Raw genomic sequence first — 15,646 nt, 5'->3', positions numbered from 1 at the left:
GCGTCATCAAACCGAGCCACCTTGTGGTTGAGCTCTGAAGGTCTCTGGAGGAGACACGTTTCGTTCCGCTTTCGATCGGTTCTTTTCAACGAAACCACCATGGTTCCCGAACGAACGACCCTACGCCTCCCAGAACCGGCTCTCGTCGAGGCGGTCGATCGCGCGGTCGATCGTCTCCTCGTTCCGCGAGAAGGTGAACCGGACCCACTCCTCGCCCTCGTCGGTGTAGAAGCTGCTTCCGGGGACCGCTGCGACGCCCGCCTCGCGGATGAGCCGGAAGCAGAACTCCGTGTCGTCCTCGTCGGTCGGATAGCGCGTCAGCATGTAGTAGGCTCCGTCGGGTTTGACGGGGTCGAGCCCGACCGACCGGAGGCCGTCGTACAGCTGCTCGCGTCGGCGCTCGTAGGAGTCGGACAGGTCCGTGTAGTAGCTCTCGGGCAACGAGAGCGCCTCGACGCCGGCGTGCTGGAACGGCGTCGGCGCGCAGATGCTCGTGTAGTCGTGGAACTTCCGCAGCTCCGCCGAGAGCGGCTCGGGCGCGAGCACGAACCCGACGCGCCACCCGGTGACGGAGTACGTCTTCGACATCCCCGTACAGACGACGGTGCGCTCGGCGAGCCCGTCGACGGTCACCGGGCTGCGGTAGTGGTCCGCGTAGACGATGTGCTCGTAGATCTCGTCGGTAATCACGATCAGGTCCTCCTCGACGGCGACCTCCGCGATCAGCTCGAGCTCGTCCGGCGTGAACACCTTCCCGGTGGGGTTGTGCGGGTGGTTCAAGATCAGGATCGACGCGCCGGCGGCCGCCGAACGGAGCGCGTCCGCCTCGACGGCCAGCCCGTCGGTGATGTCGATCGGGACGGGGGTCCCCTCGGCGAACTGGACGCCGGGGATGTAGCTCTCGTAGGTCGGCTCGAAGTAGACGACGCCGTCGCCGGGGTCACACAGCGCCAAGAGCGCGGACATGAGCCCCTCGCTCGTCCCGCTCGTGATCGTGACCTCCGTCTCCGGGTCGTACTCGATCCCCTTCCAGTCGGCGTAGCGGTCGGCGACCGCCTCCCGGAGCGCGGGGAGTCCCCAGGTGATGGTGTACTGGCTGTCCGTGTCGATCGCCTCCCTCGCCGCCCGTTTGACCGACGGCGGCGTCTCGTCCTCGTCCGGGATCCCCTGCGAGAGGTTGATCGCCTCGTGACGGTGGGCCTCACGAGTCATCTCCCGGATGACCGACTCGTTCATCCCGCCGACGCGGCGGCTCCCGAGCGACCGACCGAACGCGTTCTCGAAGGTCATACACCCCGCTACCGAGGCGACCAGCAAAACGGACGCGGTTTCGGAACCGACCCCCGTGATCGATGATTCGGATCGACAGACACCGTAGTCGTCTTTCGCCGCTCGACGACCGCCGACGGCGTGTGATCGACTCTCGTCCTCGATACCCTTATCACGGAGGATCGTGGTTTGTCGCACGTGATGGCTCACGAGTTTCGAGCTCCGATGACGGATCGTACGACGGAGGGACGGCATGCGTAAAGTGACCGACGGGTCGACGAGTCTGAAGCGCCGCCGCTTCCTTCAGGGCGCGGTGACGACGGGTGCCGCGGCCGCCGCCGGCTGTCTCGGCGGCGGGGGCGGCGGGGGCGACCGGGTTCCGATGGACGTCACGGAGTGGCCGCCCGAGGACCTCGAGTCGAACCTGAACCTGTGGAACTGGTACGACTCCTGGGCGGAGTACGCGATCGACGCCTTCGGCGAGGAGTTCGACGTGGACGTGAGCAACTCCGGATACTCCTCGGCGGACCAGTGGTACTCCCAGCTCCAGGCCGGCAACGACGAGATCGACAACATCGCCGCCACGACGAACTGGGTCGAACGCTCCATCGAGAACGACTTCCTCCACGAGATCCCGGTCGACGTCATGCCCGCCTGGGACAACATCACGGACCGGATCAAGGAGGCGAGCTCCTACCAGCAGGACGGGTCGGTGTACGGAGTCCCGGAGTCGCTGGTGTTGTACCCGCTCACGTACAACGACGAGTACTTCGACTCGGCACCCGACTCCTGGGGCGTCCTCTGGGACGAGGAACACGAGGGGGACCTCTGTATGTGGGACAACGCGACCGTCTCCTGTCAGATCGCCGCGCTGTACACCGGACAGGACCCGATCCAGCCCGACGACTACGACGAGATCGAGGAGGTCCTGATCCAGCAGAAGCCCTTGCTTCAGACCTACTGGGGCGACTACCAGCAGGGGATGAGCCTCTTCGTCAACGAGGACGTCGTGGCCGGCCCGCTCACGATGGGGCGGACGTACACGGCCCGGTTCCAGGAGGACGCGCCGGTCCACTACACCGCGCCCCAGGAGGGGGCGATGTACACGAGCGACCTCTTCGTCATTCCGAAGGGCGCGCCGAACCCGATCGCGAGCCTCCAGTTCACCAACTGGGCCAGCGAGACGGAGAACGCGGCACAGCTGTTCGAGACGATGGGGTACCAGCCCGCCGTCGACATCAGCGACGAGCTCTCCGAGGAGGACGCCGAGTTCACGAACTGGCCCGACGAGTGGGATCTCGTCTTCTCCGAGACCCTCTCCGACGAGGTCCGCTCGCGATACGACGAGATCTGGACGGCGGTCAAGGCCGCCTAGAATGTCGCTGCTGCGCGTCCGCGGGCTGACGAAGGAGTTCGGCGACCTGGTCGCCGTCGACGACGTGGACTTCGACGTGGCGGACGGCGAGTTCGTCTCCATTCTCGGCCCCAGCGGGTCCGGGAAGTCGACGGTGCTCCGGATGGTCGCGGGGTTCGAGGAGCCCACGGAGGGAGAGATCGCCCTCGACGACGTCGAGATCGTCGGATCGCCGCCGTTCGAGCGCGACGTGAACATGGTGTTTCAGGACCTCGCGCTGTTCCCGCATCTCACGGTCGCGGAGAACATCGGCTACGGTCTGAAGCAGTCCGGCGTCCCGGCGGACGAGCGCCGTGAACGGACGGAGCGCATGCTGGAGATGGTTCGCCTGGAAGGGTACGGCGACCGCACCCCCACGGAGCTCTCCGGCGGGGAACAACAGCGGGTCGCGCTGGCCCGCGCGCTCGTCAACGAGCCGGCGCTCGTGTTGTTCGACGAGCCGCTCTCCTCGCTCGACCGCAAGCTCCGCCAGCACATGCAAAGCGAACTCCAGCGCATCCAGGTCGAGACGGAGACGACCTTCCTCTACGTCACCCACGACCAGGAGGTCGCGCTCGCGGTCTCCGACCGGCTCGTCGTCCTCGACGACGGCGAGATCCAACAGGTCGGGACGGTGGAGGAGCTGTACGAGGAACCCGCGAGCCGGTTCGTCGCGGACTTCATCGGCGACGTCAACGCCGTGGAGGGGCGCGTCACCGCCGTCGACGACGGGACGATCGGTCTCGACGTCGACGGCGGTGAGGTGTCGATCCCGCGGGACGCCGCGGTCGAGGACCTCGCGGTCGACGACGCGGTCGACGTCTGTATCCGGCCGTTCCAGGTGCGCGTCGAACCGACCGACGTCGACGATTCCGCCGGCGACGCGCTCGTTGCCGGTGAATTCTCGACGACCGGGGTCGTTCGGAGCCGGAGCTACCAAGGGAGCGACTCGCAGTACGGGATCGAGACGGACCGGTGGGGTCGCCTGTCAGCCGAGGTCAGGTCCGCCGCCTTCGACGTCGACGATCGCGTTACGGTCGCGTGGGACGCGGCGGACGTCCACGTCTACCGCCGCGACGGCGAGGAGCCCGCGGACGACCGCGACGGAGGGTCCTAATGGCGGAGTCGCCGCGTTCCGACGACGAGCGCGTCTCCCCATCCGGCGACGGGGAGACGGTCGCCGGGACCGACCGCGAGGTCGCCACGGACGGCGGGACCGCGTCCGGCGTCGACGGCCGCGTGAGCGACCTCACGACCTTCCTCCGTGAACGCCCGAGACTCCGGACGCTCTCGATCGCCGGGCCGCCCTACGGGATCCTGCTGTTCTTCTTCGCGATCCCGCTTCTCGCGATGCTCGTCGTCTCGTTTCAGGCCGACCGGATCGGCGGGGCCTGGACGCTACGTAACTACACCGGCTTCCTCACCTCGGAGACGTACCTCACGGTCGTCTGGCGGACGTTCCTGATCAGCGTTCAGGTGACCGCGATCGTCGCGGGCGTCGGGTACGGATTAGCGTACAGCATCGTCCGGTTCTCGCGGCGGACGACGCTGCTTCTCCTCCTCGTCATCCTGCCGTTCTGGACCAGCTACATCATCCGGATGTACGCGTGGATCAACATCCTCCAGAGCGACGGCGTCTTGGACTCGACCCTGAACCTCGCCGGGCTGCCGGCGCTCTCGCTTTTGTACACCGACACCGCCGTGCTCATCGGGTTCACGTACGTCTGGCTACCGCTCGCGGTGTTGCCGTTTTACGCCTCGTTGACGAACCTCGATGGCGACCTCATCGAGGCGTCGAAGGACCTCGGTGCGGGACCGATCCGGACGTTCCTCTCGGTCACGCTGCCGATGACGATAAACGGCGTGATCACCGGGATCGTGTTGGTGTTCATCCCGACGTTCGGGTCGTTCATCACGCCGCGGTTGCTCGGAGGGACGAACAACATCATGATCGGGATGGTGATCGAAAACCAGTTCAAGAGCGCCTTCAACTGGCCGTTCGGCGCGGCCATCGGGATCGTGATCTCGGTCGTCGTGGTGGTGCTTCTGGTGCTCGCGACGCGGCTGGGCGGCGGTCTCTTCGGAGCCGGGGGTGAGACGTCGTGAGCGCGGTCGATCGGGTCACGGCCCCGTTCGAGCGGTTCGCGCAGGCGCACGCCTCGCGCATGGCCACGGTCGTGATCGTCGCGGTGCTCGCGTTCCTCTGGCTGCCGATCGCCGTGCTCGTGTTCATGTCGTTCGCGGACGGCGGCGTGTTATCGTTCCCGCCGGACCAGCTCACGCTCCGGTGGTACAGGGTCTTCCTCTCGAACGACGCCGCGCTCGACGCCATCGTCACGACGCTGACCATCTCGATCCCCGCGACGGGGATCTCGGTCGCGCTGTCGACGATGATCGCGTACGCCGTCGACCGGTACGTCTTTCCCGGACGGAGCTGGCTCCAGCTGCTCGCGACGCTGCCGATCATCGTCCCGCTCGTGGTGACCGGGATCGCCATGGTGTTGTTCTTCAACGGCACGCTCGGGCTTCCCGACTACGTGTCGGTGGTGATCGCCCACGTGATCCGGACGATCCCGTTCGCGACGCTGGTCATCCTCCCGACGTTCATGTCCTTCGACAGGCGTCTCGAGGAGGCCTCGAAGGACCTCGGGGCCGACGAGTTCGAGACCTTCCGGCAGGTCACCCTGCCGAACGTCTTTCCGGGGATCGTCGCGGGCGGCCTGCTCGCGTTCACCCTCTCGTTTAACGAGTTCGTCTACACCTACTTCGTGAAGGGGTCCGGAGATCCGACGCTGCCGGTGTACATCTGGAACCAGATCCGGTACAACGTGACGCCGGAGGTGAACGTCATCAGCGTGGTCTTTCTCGCGGTGGCGGTGTCGATGGTGCTCGCGGCCGTCTCGCTCACGCGCGTCGACCTGATCGCGCGTCGCTGACGCTGATCGCGTATCGCGGACGCGGCGCGGAACCCGCCCCATGGCGGTGCGGTGACGGGACGTTTTTGGCCTTCGCCGCCACAGAACGGGTATGGACGCATCGGACGCCGCGCTTTTCGGCATCTCTGCGGTCGTCGCGTCGACCGTGGTCGCGGCGGTGGTCGTCGCCGGCCTGCTCTTCGGGTTCGACGAGTCCGTACTCCGTCCGTTCGCGCTGCTCGCCGCGGAGCCGTTCGCGTGGATCGTCGTCGCCGCGTTGCTCGTCGCCGTCGTCGGCCACGCGTACATCGGGTAGCGGAGTGCCGTCTGTTGGTAGCGGAGTGCCGTCTGTTCGAGACGACCCGCACTCGACCTCATCGTGAACGTTCGAGAAACGAGCGCGAACGGCTCCGGTGGTCAAAGCGGATATCGACGGAACACGGTTTTCACTCGACGACTCGCCTGACGACGACTGCGACGGCGATGCCGGCGACGACGACGCCGACGATCGTCGGAACGAGGCCCCCGGTTTCCCACTCCCATCCGAAGAACTGCGTTCCCGCGATCGCGACGATAGCTACGAGGATTCCGAAGACGGTGAGTGCGGGCGATCGGTCTCGAGATCCGGAGGCCATCCTTGCTGTGTATGGTACTCGGCTCACGTGAAAAGCTCCATGCCCGTATCGACCGCACCCGGATCAGAACCGGTCATTCGCGGAGGGTTTCAAGGGAACCGAACGAAGCCGGACGAACGAAGCCGGACGAACGGAGCCGAACCGTCCCGACCTATCGCCCGCCGTCAGTCAGCGCGACGCGGTCGTCGGCGTCCGCATCCGTAGCCTGCTCCGTCCCGCTCGCTGCGACCTCCGGTTCCGTCGCGCGCCGCTCGACGGACGCCTCCTCGGTCGCGAAGTGGTTCCAGACCGTGACCCCCGCGACCGCGTACGCGACGAGGTCGTAGTGGACCGCCCCGTCGAAGCCGGTGAACGCCGCGAGGGTGCTGTAGCCGAAGACGGCACAGATCCCGACGACGAACGCGAGTTCGCGAGTGACCCGTCCCTCGGTCGCCGCCGCGACCCCCCTGCGGATCGCCGGTCCGCAGGCGACGAGGAACGCGACGCCCGACAGCGTGGCGAGGTTGACGAAGAAGTGCGTCGCCACCCGCGAGTCGAGGATCGACCGGAGGTACTCGACGGTGACCGGGTCATAAAAGAGCCACTCGAGGCGGGTTGGGTACAACACCGCGACGTACGGCGTCGCGACCATGAGGCCGAACAGCACCGCGACGGCGACGCGGGCGGAGGCGAACTGCGACTCGCGACGGCTCGCGAACGCCTCGTCCCCCGGAGCGACCGCGAGGTCGTACGACTCCAGTAGCTCCCTGAGGTCGGCCCGCGAGACGGACGAATCGTGATGGACGCCGACCGTCCCGTTGCGCTGGGTCGCCGAGGCGGCGCTGACCCCGTCGTGGTCGGCGAGCACCGCCTGCAACAGCGTCTCCTCGCGTTTCGTCTCCAGTCCGCCCACTTCGAAGGTGTCGTGGGCGTGCGACTCGGGGACTCGCGCGACCCGTGGCCCCGCGTCCGGGCTCGGGTCGTCGATCCCCCGCCTCTCGGCCGCGGCCTCGAGCGCCGAGCGAGGTCCACGGTACGGCTCGTCTGACATGAGAGACACGTCGGATTCCATCGCTATGAAACTTCCCCCGCGAACGGAGCGAACGCACCGCGCCGCACGACCGAGCGTCGATCCGGCCGAACGTCGATCTGGCCGAACGTCGATCAGGCCGAACGTCGATCCGACCGAACGTCGATCCGGTCGCGTCCGATCGTTGGCAAAGGAGACGCCACCGGCAAAGGTATATTGGGGTAACGGAATCACGTCTATACACCGTCATGAATCGTGGTCTGCTCGCCGGTTTCGGAGCTGGAGGGTCGTTCGATCGATGTCTCGATCGTTTCCACGGGGTCGTTCGGAAGGGTGGTTCGGATGGTCGGTAGCGACCTCACTCGACGAAACGTGTTGCGGGCGACGGTCGGCGGCGCTCTCGTCGCTGCCGCGGTCTCCGGCGGGGCGACGGGTCAACAGCTCGTTCGCGGCGGGGACCTGATCGCCCGATGGCCGTTCACGAGCGGGTTCGCGGACGCGGTCGGCAGCATTGACGGGAAGGCAGCCTACGGGGATCCGACCGTCGGGCGGTACGACGGCCGGCGTGGCGTCCGATTCGACGGAGACGACGGGATCCAGATCGGAAGCGGGGAGGACAACCCGGAGATGAGTTTCGTCGAATCCGGGGTGAGCCCCACCACGGTCTCCGGCTGGGTTTACTTCGATCGAGCGGAGGGCGGCAGACCGAATAACGACCCTGCGAACCACCACATCCTGCGGAACGACGCGGAGTACACGCTCCTCGCGACGCCGGACACGGAGGAGGACGGAACGGTGGAGTTCATCTTCGGGATCAATGATCTCGGCGGGGGCGAGAGCTACAGCACGGTCGATCACGCCGACGACGAGCTGTACGCCTCCGTCGGGCGGTGGCACCACTTCGCCTTCGTCGTGGAGCCGGAGAAGTCGATCCGATTTCACCTCGACGGCGAGGAACGATTCGTCGACGACGACATGGACGGATACAGCCCGCGGAACACGAACTACTGGTCGAATCAGACGATCGGGAGCTGGTACGGAACGGGGAACCCCGACTGGTACGACCTCCTCGTGGGGAAACTCTCCGATCTGCGGATCTACGATGTCGGATTATCCGCGGCGGAGATCGAACGGATCTACTCGAACGGCAGCGGAGAGGACGGCGATGGAAGTGGCGACGGAGACGACGGCGATGGAAGTGGCGGCGGAGACGACGGCGATGGAAGTGGCGGCGGAGACGACGGTGGCGAGGACGCGGACGGCGACGGTGGCGAGTCCGGCGGATCAGGATCGGCGGAGCCCACCGCCGTGTTCGAGTACGAGCCGTCGGAGCCGGCGGTAGAAACGCAGATCGCGTTCAACGCTGCCGATTCCACCGCGGAGAGCGGAGAGATCGTCAGTTACGAGTGGGAGTTCGGCAACGGGGAGACGGGAACCGGCGAGACGGTGACCAACACGTACGCCGATCCCGGCGGATACAACGTCCGCCTTACGGTCACCGACGACCGAGACGAGAGCGCGAGCGTCGTCAAGACCGTTCCCGTTGCGGAGGGCCAATCGACGATCGAAGTCCCCGGATTCGGCGTCTCGAGCGGGCTCGCGGCCCTGGGCGGGGGTGGGTACCTGCTCAAACGGCACGGTGAGGCCGACGACGGCTCCGTAGAATCCACGGATACGTAGCGTCGGCGAGTAGCGGCGATGACCGCCGAGCGGTCGACACCTGCCCACTCAGCGGATCACAGGGGCGTGTCCACTCAGCGGATCACCGGGGCGTGCCGCTCGAACGTCTCCGCGGGGACGCCGTCGACGGGGACCGACTCGACCGCGTGTGTGGGCCACTGGCCGGTCTTCGTGAGCAGTTCGTGGCGGTCGTCGCCGACGAGGTACGTGTCCTCGCTCTTCGCGCCGGCCACGGTCGGATTCCAGGCGTATCCCATCGGCGCGATCACGCGCTCGTCGCCGTCGGGTCGCGCGATCCACTCGCGTCCCGCGTAGCCGGCCGCCCCGCCCTGGTGGTGGTGTTTCCACTCCCCGGCGAAGCCCACGGCGTCGTACGCCTCGCGGATCGCCCCGAAGACGTCGCCGGCGGTTCCGGGACCGTCGCCCGTTCCGGAGTCGTCGCCCGCGCCGAGGTCGCCCGCGGCGGCCGCGCGGGTGGCGGCGAGCGCCGTGGCCTCGACGCGTGCGGCCGCCCGGTGGCGGTCCTCGAGCCAGTCGGGGGCGTCGAACGCGACGGTACGGGTGAGCGAGACGTACAACCCGCCGCGCTCGGCGGTGATCGAGACGAGCGCGTACTCGCCGAGGGGTTCGTCGGTGGGGACGTAGTGGCGGTACGACTGTGCGCGCTCTGCGCCCCCCACGAGCACCACCGGCGTGTTCACGTCCCGCGAGGAGAGCGAGATGTCGATCCCCGCGGCCACCTCGTACTCGGGGTCCTCCGGCTCGAGGTTCCGGCAGACGGTCTCGAGGGCCGCTGCGGCCTCGCGACCCAGCTCGCGGTAGCGGTCCACGTCGTCGTCGGTGAGCGGCTGGCGGAGCCGGCTCGCCTCGACCGGCTCGAAGTCTGGCCCAGCGAACTCGGGCCCGGCGAAGTCGACGGCGGCGGGGAGGGGGGACCGGTCGGCCACGGCCCCCGCGAGGGAGTCGGCGTACCACGGGAAGGACTCGATCGCGAACGCGTCCGGGAGCTGTTCGTCGGCGAGCCGGTGGGACTCGATGTTGTCGGTGATCACGCGGAATGCGCCGTCGTAACCGGCGGCGGCGACTCCGTGTGACGCGTCGGCGTCGACGACGTTGTCGCCGCCGGTGAGCCACGCGAATCCGTTGGGCTCGGCGAACCATGCGGCCTCGAGCCCGCGGGCGTCGAGGTACTCCTCCAACCGGTCCGCACGAGCGGAGAGATCGACCATACGAGACGGCTCGCGTCGACGCAGTAAAACCGGTCGAAAGCCGTCTGCGCCGAACGGCCGGAAGCCGTCGGGGGCGCGCTGCCGCGCAGTCACCGATTCGGGCCCGCGATCGTCTCGCGGGCCCCCGAAACGAAAGGTTCAATTACGTCCCCCGGAAACGACGAGATGCGTCAGTGAGCCCCGGCGGGTTGGTAGTCTAGCCCGGTTATGACACCTCCTTGACATGGAGGAGGCCGGCGGTTCAAATCCGCCCCAACCCACTCTCTTTCCGAACCTGGACCCAAATGGCGAGCGACGGCGGTGAGCCGTAGCGTCGCAATGATCCTCTAGTAGTTGAATTCCTCGCTGTCTGGCTTCTCTACTGCTTGAGTCGTTGGGTAGCGTAGATAGTGGCTTCTCGGACGCGGGGCCGTCGGTTCCGGAGCCATCCATCCGCACTTACGCCACCCATCCGTACTTGAATCCGCACTCACGCCCCCCGTCCGTACTCATACCAAACATACTTGTCTTCAACACTAGTACAGTTGCCATGGACGACGAGGGAGCCGTCGCCCCGCGGGTACTGGATAACAAGCGCGACGCCAGCAAGTATCGGGTGCTCGTCGAGATCGCGGCCCGTCAGCCGGCGGTGAGCCAGGGAGAGATCGCCGACGTGCTCGGAGTCACCTCACAGGCCGTGAGCGATTACGTTCGCGAGCTCGTCGACCGGGGGTACGTGGAGAAACGGGGTCGAGGGAGATACGAGGTGACGAAGGAGGGCGTCGACTGGCTGATCACGCGGACGGACGCGCTCTCGGAGTTCGTCTCCCGCGTCTCGGAGGACGTGCTCGGGAGCGTCGACGTCGACGCCGCGATCGCCGCCGATCCGATCTCGGAGGGCGACGAGGTCCGACTGACCATGCGCGACGGGATCCTTCACGCGACCGCCGACGGAATAGTGACGAACGAGAGAGAGGGAACGACGGTCGGCACGGGGTCGCTTCCGGATCAGGACGCTCCAGTTGACGGGAACGCTCCGGTTGACGGGAACGCTCCGGTTGACGGCGATGACCCGGCAACCGCCGTCGCCGTCACCGACGGGGCGGCCGGGGAGGCCGTCGGCGTGACCGAATTCGAGGGCGTCGTCGAGTACGATCCGGGCGTCGTGACCGTGATCCCCGTTCCGGTCGTGACCGAAGGTGAGCCGCCGTCGGTCGAGGTCGTGACTGACCGCGTAGACGAAGGGTTCGTCGCGATAGCCGGCACGGAGGCGTACGCGCTGGCGATGCGGGCCGGGATCCGGCCGGCTATCCGTTTCGGAACGGTCGACGCCGTGCCACAGGCCGCGCTCCGCGGACTGGACGTGCTCCTCCTCGTCTCCAGTGACGAACTCTCGCGTCACACGACGCAACTCCGAGAAAGCGGGGTACGATACGAGGTACACGACCCGGTCGGCGACTCTTCCTGATCCTTCTGGCCTTTCGATTCTCTCGCCCCCTCGATTCTCTCGACCTCCCGCTCGACTCGGGGCTCGACTCGGACACGTTGCTGGTGCGGTTGAGGGACACACCGTGTTTCCGGTGAAACGGTGTTGGGTTGGGTTGGAGCGGGTTGGTCTGGGGCAATCCCGTCTCGGGGATCCCCTCATGGTGCGCTGAGAAGCGATCCGTTTCTTGTTGGATTCCAGTATCTATAAATACATCTTATGAGAATATTCCAGTAAGTTCTGTGTAGTCATTAGACGAACGACGTGTAGTCACAGCTCGGGATACGATGGAAGGGCCGATCTATCCACGTCGATGGTGGCGGTGATCGTGATTCCGATAGTGAGTCTGGTTCCGATAGCGTAGTGGTGGACGCGGCTGGTGACGGAGGGGTAGACACGACTGATGAGGGTGCGTCGCGCGTTCTCGCCGTCCATTCGTCCCGATAGTGACCGGCCAGTAACCGAGGTCGTTCCGTGAACGGCGATCGATTTCGGGGTTCTGCGAATTCGTGACGGATCAGCCGCGTTTCGGCGGTGAGTTATGCGTTCATCCGACGGATTCCTTCACGGCTCGCGGCTTGCGGGCGGGCTCTCGGAGGTCCCATCGGCTCGATTCGCCCCGTCTGCCTCGTTCTCGCGGATCCACGTTCCGTACCACACCTCGTTTCCGGTGAATCCCACGTCCCACCGATCACCCCATTTCACCGGAAACACGGTGTGTGTCTCTACGGCTTCATCAAGCCGTTCTTTCACGCGGACTTCCGTACGGAACGGCCGCTAGATCGAGCGTGCTAGTAGAACGGGTGTTTCGGTGGGAAATGGGATGGACAGAACGGGATCGTTGCTGGGGCGGTGAACACGTCCAAGGCTCCAGCCGCTCGGCTGTACGCGGTGAAACAACCGACTGCGGAGAACGCCTCCAAAGCCCCAGCCGCGAGGACTCACGCGACTCGTTGTGCGCTTCAGTCACTCCGTTCGTTCCTTCCAGTGCTTACGTCGTCGAGCTTCGTCCTTCCGAGAGACTTCGTCTCTCGACTTCCCGCTCGCTCACGCTCGCGGGAATCGCGACTGCCCCGTTGAGCCCCACCCGACCGCTACCATCCCGCACCTCACGCCTCCCCAGCCTCGCCGCTCGCGCTTTCAGCGCTCGCGGCATCCCTCGCGGGCGGTTCGTGCCGCTCCGCGGCACTCACCGGCGCGCCACCGCACCGCGAATCTCCCGCTTCTTCACCTGTATTGACCGAACCATGCCGCGGCAAAACCGTCTCGGCCCTCTTCGTGAATTCGTCCCGCTCCTTCCCCAGCCGGGGTGACGAGGCGAGGAAAACAGAACGTATTTCACCGGAAACGCGGTGTCTCACCTATGGACGCAGCGGACGATCTCTTCACGAGGGAGGACCCGATCTTCGCCAACAAGGAACTCCTCGAGATCAGCCACCTCCCCGGTGAGGGTCGGATCGTCGGCCGCGACGACGAGATCGCCGATCTGGCCACCGCGGTCAACCCCGCGATCTTCGGCCAGAGCCCGAGCAACGTCCTCCTCTACGGAAAGACCGGGACGGGGAAATCCCTCTGTGCGAAGTACGTCTCGAAGCGACTCGTGTCGACCGCGGGCGAGGAGGGGGTCAACGCGACCTTCGCGTACGTCGACTGCGCACAGGACACGACCGAGACCCAGGCCGTCCAGACCATCGCCGAGGGCGTGAACGACCCCGAAGCCACCGGGATCAACGTCCCCGACAAGGGGCTCTCGACGTCGACGTACTACAAGCGACTCTGGCGGATCCTCGATCAGCGGTACGACGTCGTCCTGATCATTCTCGACGAAATCGACAAGCTCGACGACGACGCGATCCTGATGCAGCTGTCCCGCGCCGGCGAGGCCGGGAAGATCACCGACTGTAAACTCGGCGTCGTCGGGATCAGTAACAAGATCCAGTACAAGGATCGGATGGACGAGCGGGTCAAATCGAGCCTCTGTGAACGCGAGTTCGTCTTTCCCCCCTACGACGCGAACCAGCTCCGGGCGATCATGCAGGCCCGATCCGACGCGTTCCACGACGACGTTCTCGAGGCGTCGACGATCCCGCGAGCGGCCGCGCTCGCCGCCCGCGAACACGGAGACGCTCGAAAGGCGATCGACATCCTCCGGTACGCCGGGGAGATAGCTCAAGCCAACGGCGAACCCACGGTCAGAGAGGAGTTCGTCACGCAGGCGCGCGAGCGCGCAGAGACGGATCGCTTCCGCGAACTCATTCGCGGATCGACGCCGCACTCACGGTACGTCCTCCAGGCGCTCGCGTTGCTCTCGCTTTCCAACGAACGCAAAGACGGGTTTCGAACCAGCCGCGTGTACGAGATCTACGAGAACATCTGTCGACAGGAGGGATCCGACAGCCTCTCGTTACGCCGGGTTCGCGACCTGCTCAAGGAACACGCCTTCCTCGACATCATCGAACAGTCGAAACACAGCGGCGGCAGCGCGGAGGGAAGCTACACCAAACATCAACTCCTCGAGGACCCCGGCGTCGTCAAGGAGGTTCTCGTCGAGGACGCAGCGGGCGGCTGACGAGCGCCCCGCGAACCGCTTCAACCCAGTAGGCCGAGACCCTCGATCCGCTCGACGATCTCCTCGACCGCACCCTCCGCGTCGTCGGTGCGTTTCCCGCCGGTAATGACGATCTTTCCGCTACCGAACAGCAGGATCACCACCTCCGGCTCGTCCATCCGGTAGACGAGTCCGGGGAACTGCTCGGGCTCGTACTCGACGTCCTCCAGTCCGAGTCCGATCGCGAGCGCGTTGAGGTTGAGATTGTGACCGAGGTCCGCGCTCGAGACGATGTTTTGAACCGTGATCTCCGGATCCTCTTCGACGGGGATCTGGAGCCCGCGGAGCTTCTCGAAGATGATCCCCAGCGCCTCGTGGACGTCGTCGATGCTCTTCGCGCCCGTGCAGACGATCTTGCCCGACCGGAAGATGAGTGCCGCCGCCTTCGGCTCCTGTGTCCGGTAAACGAGTCCAGGGAAGTTATCCGGATTGAAATCGGCTCCGGGCAGGTCCTCCGCGAGCGCCTCCAGGTCGAGCTCCTGGCCGATCCCCGTCGATGCAACTACGTTCTGAATCTCGATCGAATCTGCAGGGTTCGTCATCGTTCGCTTTTATATGTGAACCCCTCCCTTATAAACGCCCGTGGTATAAACGACCCGGTACGTGATACCGCCTCGGTACGCGACACGAGTCCGAGGTACCGCACACGACGGATCCGATCGGTCGCGCCGCTGACGGTGCCACGTCCGTGGGCCACTCACGGCTCCTCACATCCGTCGGGGATCCCCGACGTGCCCGCCCGTTCCGGCGACCCGTTCTTCGTCCGTCACTTCCTCGGTTATCCGTCCCATGAAACCGCATGACGTGGCGGGTTCGGTTCGACGGGGTTAAGTGTACACCGCGATTCGAATGGAATGCGAAGGCCCCCGCGGTGGGGGCAGCGGCCGGCCGCCGACGGCGGCCGGTCGACGCGTTCCGACGGGGTTAAATGTATACCCCGATTCGAACCGAACGCGAAGAACGCACCGCGAACTCGGGCCGTTCAATTCGGTCCGGTTTCGCAGGACCGACGAAGTCCGATGGGTTTATCACCTATGCTGGACAACGTTCAGGTCCGCGAAGGATGAGGATTTCGCCCCCTGCGCTCCGGCGTAAGAGGAGATCTGATGTGAGCCGTGGACGTTCGGTGTCATCCGGGTCGCCGGTGAGACCGGACTCCACATTGGACCATGCAATGGTGTGTTGACAACACAACGAGTCAACACCCGCCAACATAACCCCCCTCGTGCCGGGAATCAGGCGCGAGGGTAGTCATTCCGGTTGATCCTGCCGGAGGCCATTGCTATTGGGATCCGATTTAGCCATGCTAGTTGTACGAGTTTACACTCGTAGCGAATAGCTCAGTAACACGTGGCCAAACTACCCTTCGGAGCACCATACCCTCGGGAAACTGAGGCTAATAGTGCATACCACAGTTCACCTGGAATGAGAACTGTGTCAAAC

14 protein-coding genes, 1 tRNA gene and 1 rRNA gene are annotated in these 15,646 nt (G+C 65.7%); 10 read left to right on the top strand and 6 right to left on the bottom strand.

Features of this window, described 5'->3' with window-relative positions; genetic code table 11:
• Positions 1 to 120 precede the first annotated feature (120 nt).
• Positions 121 to 1,290: a pyridoxal phosphate-dependent aminotransferase gene (locus NO889_RS14715; RefSeq protein ID WP_256412985.1), complete on the bottom strand. Its 1,170-nt coding sequence runs from the start codon at positions 1,288 to 1,290 to the stop codon at positions 121 to 123.
• Positions 1,291 to 1,522: 232 nt separating this feature from the next.
• On the opposite strand from NO889_RS14715, the gene NO889_RS14710 reads away from it, so the two are divergent.
• The 5 genes from NO889_RS14710 to NO889_RS14690 all read left to right on the top strand — a co-directional run bounded on the left by NO889_RS14710 (position 1,523) and on the right by NO889_RS14690 (position 5,893).
• On the top strand, positions 1,523 to 2,644 hold the full coding sequence (locus NO889_RS14710) for an ABC transporter substrate-binding protein (RefSeq protein WP_256412984.1): 1,122 nt from the start codon (positions 1,523 to 1,525) through the stop codon (positions 2,642 to 2,644).
• A gap of 1 nt (position 2,645) precedes the next feature.
• Positions 2,646 to 3,779 carry an ABC transporter ATP-binding protein gene (locus NO889_RS14705; protein ID WP_256412983.1) on the top strand — a complete coding sequence of 378 codons (1,134 nt, stop codon included), beginning with the start codon at positions 2,646 to 2,648 and terminating at the stop codon, positions 3,777 to 3,779.
• A complete protein-coding gene (locus tag NO889_RS14700) occupies positions 3,779 to 4,768 on the top strand; it encodes an ABC transporter permease (RefSeq protein WP_256412982.1) in 990 nt (329 codons plus the stop codon). The genes NO889_RS14705 and NO889_RS14700 overlap by 1 nt, the downstream gene beginning before the upstream one ends.
• Positions 4,765 to 5,598 carry an ABC transporter permease gene (locus NO889_RS14695; RefSeq protein WP_256412981.1) on the top strand — a complete coding sequence of 278 codons (834 nt, stop codon included), beginning with the start codon at positions 4,765 to 4,767 and terminating at the stop codon, positions 5,596 to 5,598. Before NO889_RS14700 ends, NO889_RS14695 begins: the two co-directional genes overlap by 4 nt.
• Before the next feature lie 91 nt (positions 5,599 to 5,689).
• Positions 5,690 to 5,893 (top strand): hypothetical protein, encoded by a 204-nt coding sequence (locus NO889_RS14690; RefSeq protein ID WP_256412980.1) that lies wholly within the window; start codon positions 5,690 to 5,692, stop codon positions 5,891 to 5,893.
• A 130-nt stretch (positions 5,894 to 6,023) separates the two neighbouring features.
• Here NO889_RS14690 and NO889_RS14685 read toward each other — a convergent pair whose 3' ends face one another.
• On the bottom strand, positions 6,024 to 6,212 hold the full coding sequence (locus tag NO889_RS14685) for a multidrug transporter (protein ID WP_256412979.1): 189 nt from the start codon (positions 6,210 to 6,212) through the stop codon (positions 6,024 to 6,026).
• Between the two features lie 151 nt (positions 6,213 to 6,363).
• Positions 6,364 to 7,242, bottom strand: a complete 879-nt coding sequence (locus NO889_RS14680) for a hypothetical protein (RefSeq protein WP_256412978.1) — start codon at positions 7,240 to 7,242, stop codon at positions 6,364 to 6,366.
• A gap of 321 nt (positions 7,243 to 7,563) precedes the next feature.
• On the opposite strand from NO889_RS14680, the gene NO889_RS14675 reads away from it, so the two are divergent.
• On the top strand, positions 7,564 to 8,901 hold the full coding sequence (locus NO889_RS14675; protein WP_256412977.1) for a PKD domain-containing protein: 1,338 nt from the start codon (positions 7,564 to 7,566) through the stop codon (positions 8,899 to 8,901).
• 74 nt (positions 8,902 to 8,975) lie between these two features.
• On the opposite strand, the gene NO889_RS14670 is transcribed toward NO889_RS14675, so the two are convergent.
• A complete protein-coding gene (locus NO889_RS14670) occupies positions 8,976 to 10,130 on the bottom strand; it encodes a M24 family metallopeptidase (protein WP_256412976.1) in 1,155 nt (384 codons plus the stop codon).
• Positions 10,131 to 10,315: 185 nt separating this feature from the next.
• Here NO889_RS14670 and NO889_RS14665 point away from each other — a divergent pair.
• A tRNA-Val gene (locus NO889_RS14665) sits at positions 10,316 to 10,390 on the top strand.
• Positions 10,391 to 10,659: 269 nt separating this feature from the next.
• Positions 10,660 to 11,577, top strand: a complete 918-nt coding sequence (locus NO889_RS14660; protein WP_256412975.1) for a DUF7839 domain-containing protein — start codon at positions 10,660 to 10,662, stop codon at positions 11,575 to 11,577.
• Positions 11,578 to 11,865: 288 nt separating this feature from the next.
• Here the strand turns inward: NO889_RS14660 and NO889_RS14655 are convergent, their stop codons facing one another.
• Positions 11,866 to 12,030 carry a hypothetical protein gene (locus NO889_RS14655; protein WP_256412974.1) on the bottom strand — a complete coding sequence of 55 codons (165 nt, stop codon included), beginning with the start codon at positions 12,028 to 12,030 and terminating at the stop codon, positions 11,866 to 11,868.
• Positions 12,031 to 12,958: 928 nt separating this feature from the next.
• On the opposite strand from NO889_RS14655, the gene NO889_RS14650 reads away from it, so the two are divergent.
• Entirely contained in the window at positions 12,959 to 14,164 is a 1,206-nt protein-coding gene (locus NO889_RS14650; protein ID WP_256412973.1) for a Cdc6/Cdc18 family protein, read from the top strand.
• A 20-nt stretch (positions 14,165 to 14,184) separates the two neighbouring features.
• Here NO889_RS14650 and NO889_RS14645 read toward each other — a convergent pair whose 3' ends face one another.
• Positions 14,185 to 14,745: a TATA-box-binding protein gene (locus tag NO889_RS14645; protein WP_066417002.1), complete on the bottom strand. Its 561-nt coding sequence runs from the start codon at positions 14,743 to 14,745 to the stop codon at positions 14,185 to 14,187.
• A 711-nt stretch (positions 14,746 to 15,456) separates the two neighbouring features.
• On the opposite strand from NO889_RS14645, the gene NO889_RS14640 reads away from it, so the two are divergent.
• Positions 15,457 to 15,646, top strand: a 16S ribosomal RNA gene (locus NO889_RS14640); the annotation flags it as partial.

Source organism: Halorubrum rubrum, from assembly GCF_024494685.1.
Classification (GTDB): domain Archaea; phylum Halobacteriota; class Halobacteria; order Halobacteriales; family Haloferacaceae; genus Halorubrum; species Halorubrum rubrum.
This window is presented reverse-complemented; position numbering and strand designations above follow the sequence as displayed.

Coding starts and splice junctions, on each gene's coding strand:
- NO889_RS14655 (WP_256412974.1), bottom strand. CDS start 12,030: ATGGACGGCGAGAACGCGCGACGCACCCTCATCAGTCGTGTCTACCCC.
- NO889_RS14715 (WP_256412985.1), bottom strand. CDS start 1,290: ATGACCTTCGAGAACGCGTTCGGTCGGTCGCTCGGGAGCCGCCGCGTC.
- NO889_RS14710 (WP_256412984.1), top strand. CDS start 1,523: ATGCGTAAAGTGACCGACGGGTCGACGAGTCTGAAGCGCCGCCGCTTC.
- NO889_RS14675 (WP_256412977.1), top strand. CDS start 7,564: ATGGTCGGTAGCGACCTCACTCGACGAAACGTGTTGCGGGCGACGGTC.
- NO889_RS14650 (WP_256412973.1), top strand. CDS start 12,959: ATGGACGCAGCGGACGATCTCTTCACGAGGGAGGACCCGATCTTCGCC.
- NO889_RS14685 (WP_256412979.1), bottom strand. CDS start 6,212: ATGGCCTCCGGATCTCGAGACCGATCGCCCGCACTCACCGTCTTCGGA.
- NO889_RS14670 (WP_256412976.1), bottom strand. CDS start 10,130: ATGGTCGATCTCTCCGCTCGTGCGGACCGGTTGGAGGAGTACCTCGAC.
- NO889_RS14700 (WP_256412982.1), top strand. CDS start 3,779: ATGGCGGAGTCGCCGCGTTCCGACGACGAGCGCGTCTCCCCATCCGGC.
- NO889_RS14705 (WP_256412983.1), top strand. CDS start 2,646: ATGTCGCTGCTGCGCGTCCGCGGGCTGACGAAGGAGTTCGGCGACCTG.
- NO889_RS14660 (WP_256412975.1), top strand. CDS start 10,660: ATGGACGACGAGGGAGCCGTCGCCCCGCGGGTACTGGATAACAAGCGC.
- NO889_RS14645 (WP_066417002.1), bottom strand. CDS start 14,745: ATGACGAACCCTGCAGATTCGATCGAGATTCAGAACGTAGTTGCATCG.
- NO889_RS14690 (WP_256412980.1), top strand. CDS start 5,690: ATGGACGCATCGGACGCCGCGCTTTTCGGCATCTCTGCGGTCGTCGCG.
- NO889_RS14680 (WP_256412978.1), bottom strand. CDS start 7,242: ATGTCAGACGAGCCGTACCGTGGACCTCGCTCGGCGCTCGAGGCCGCG.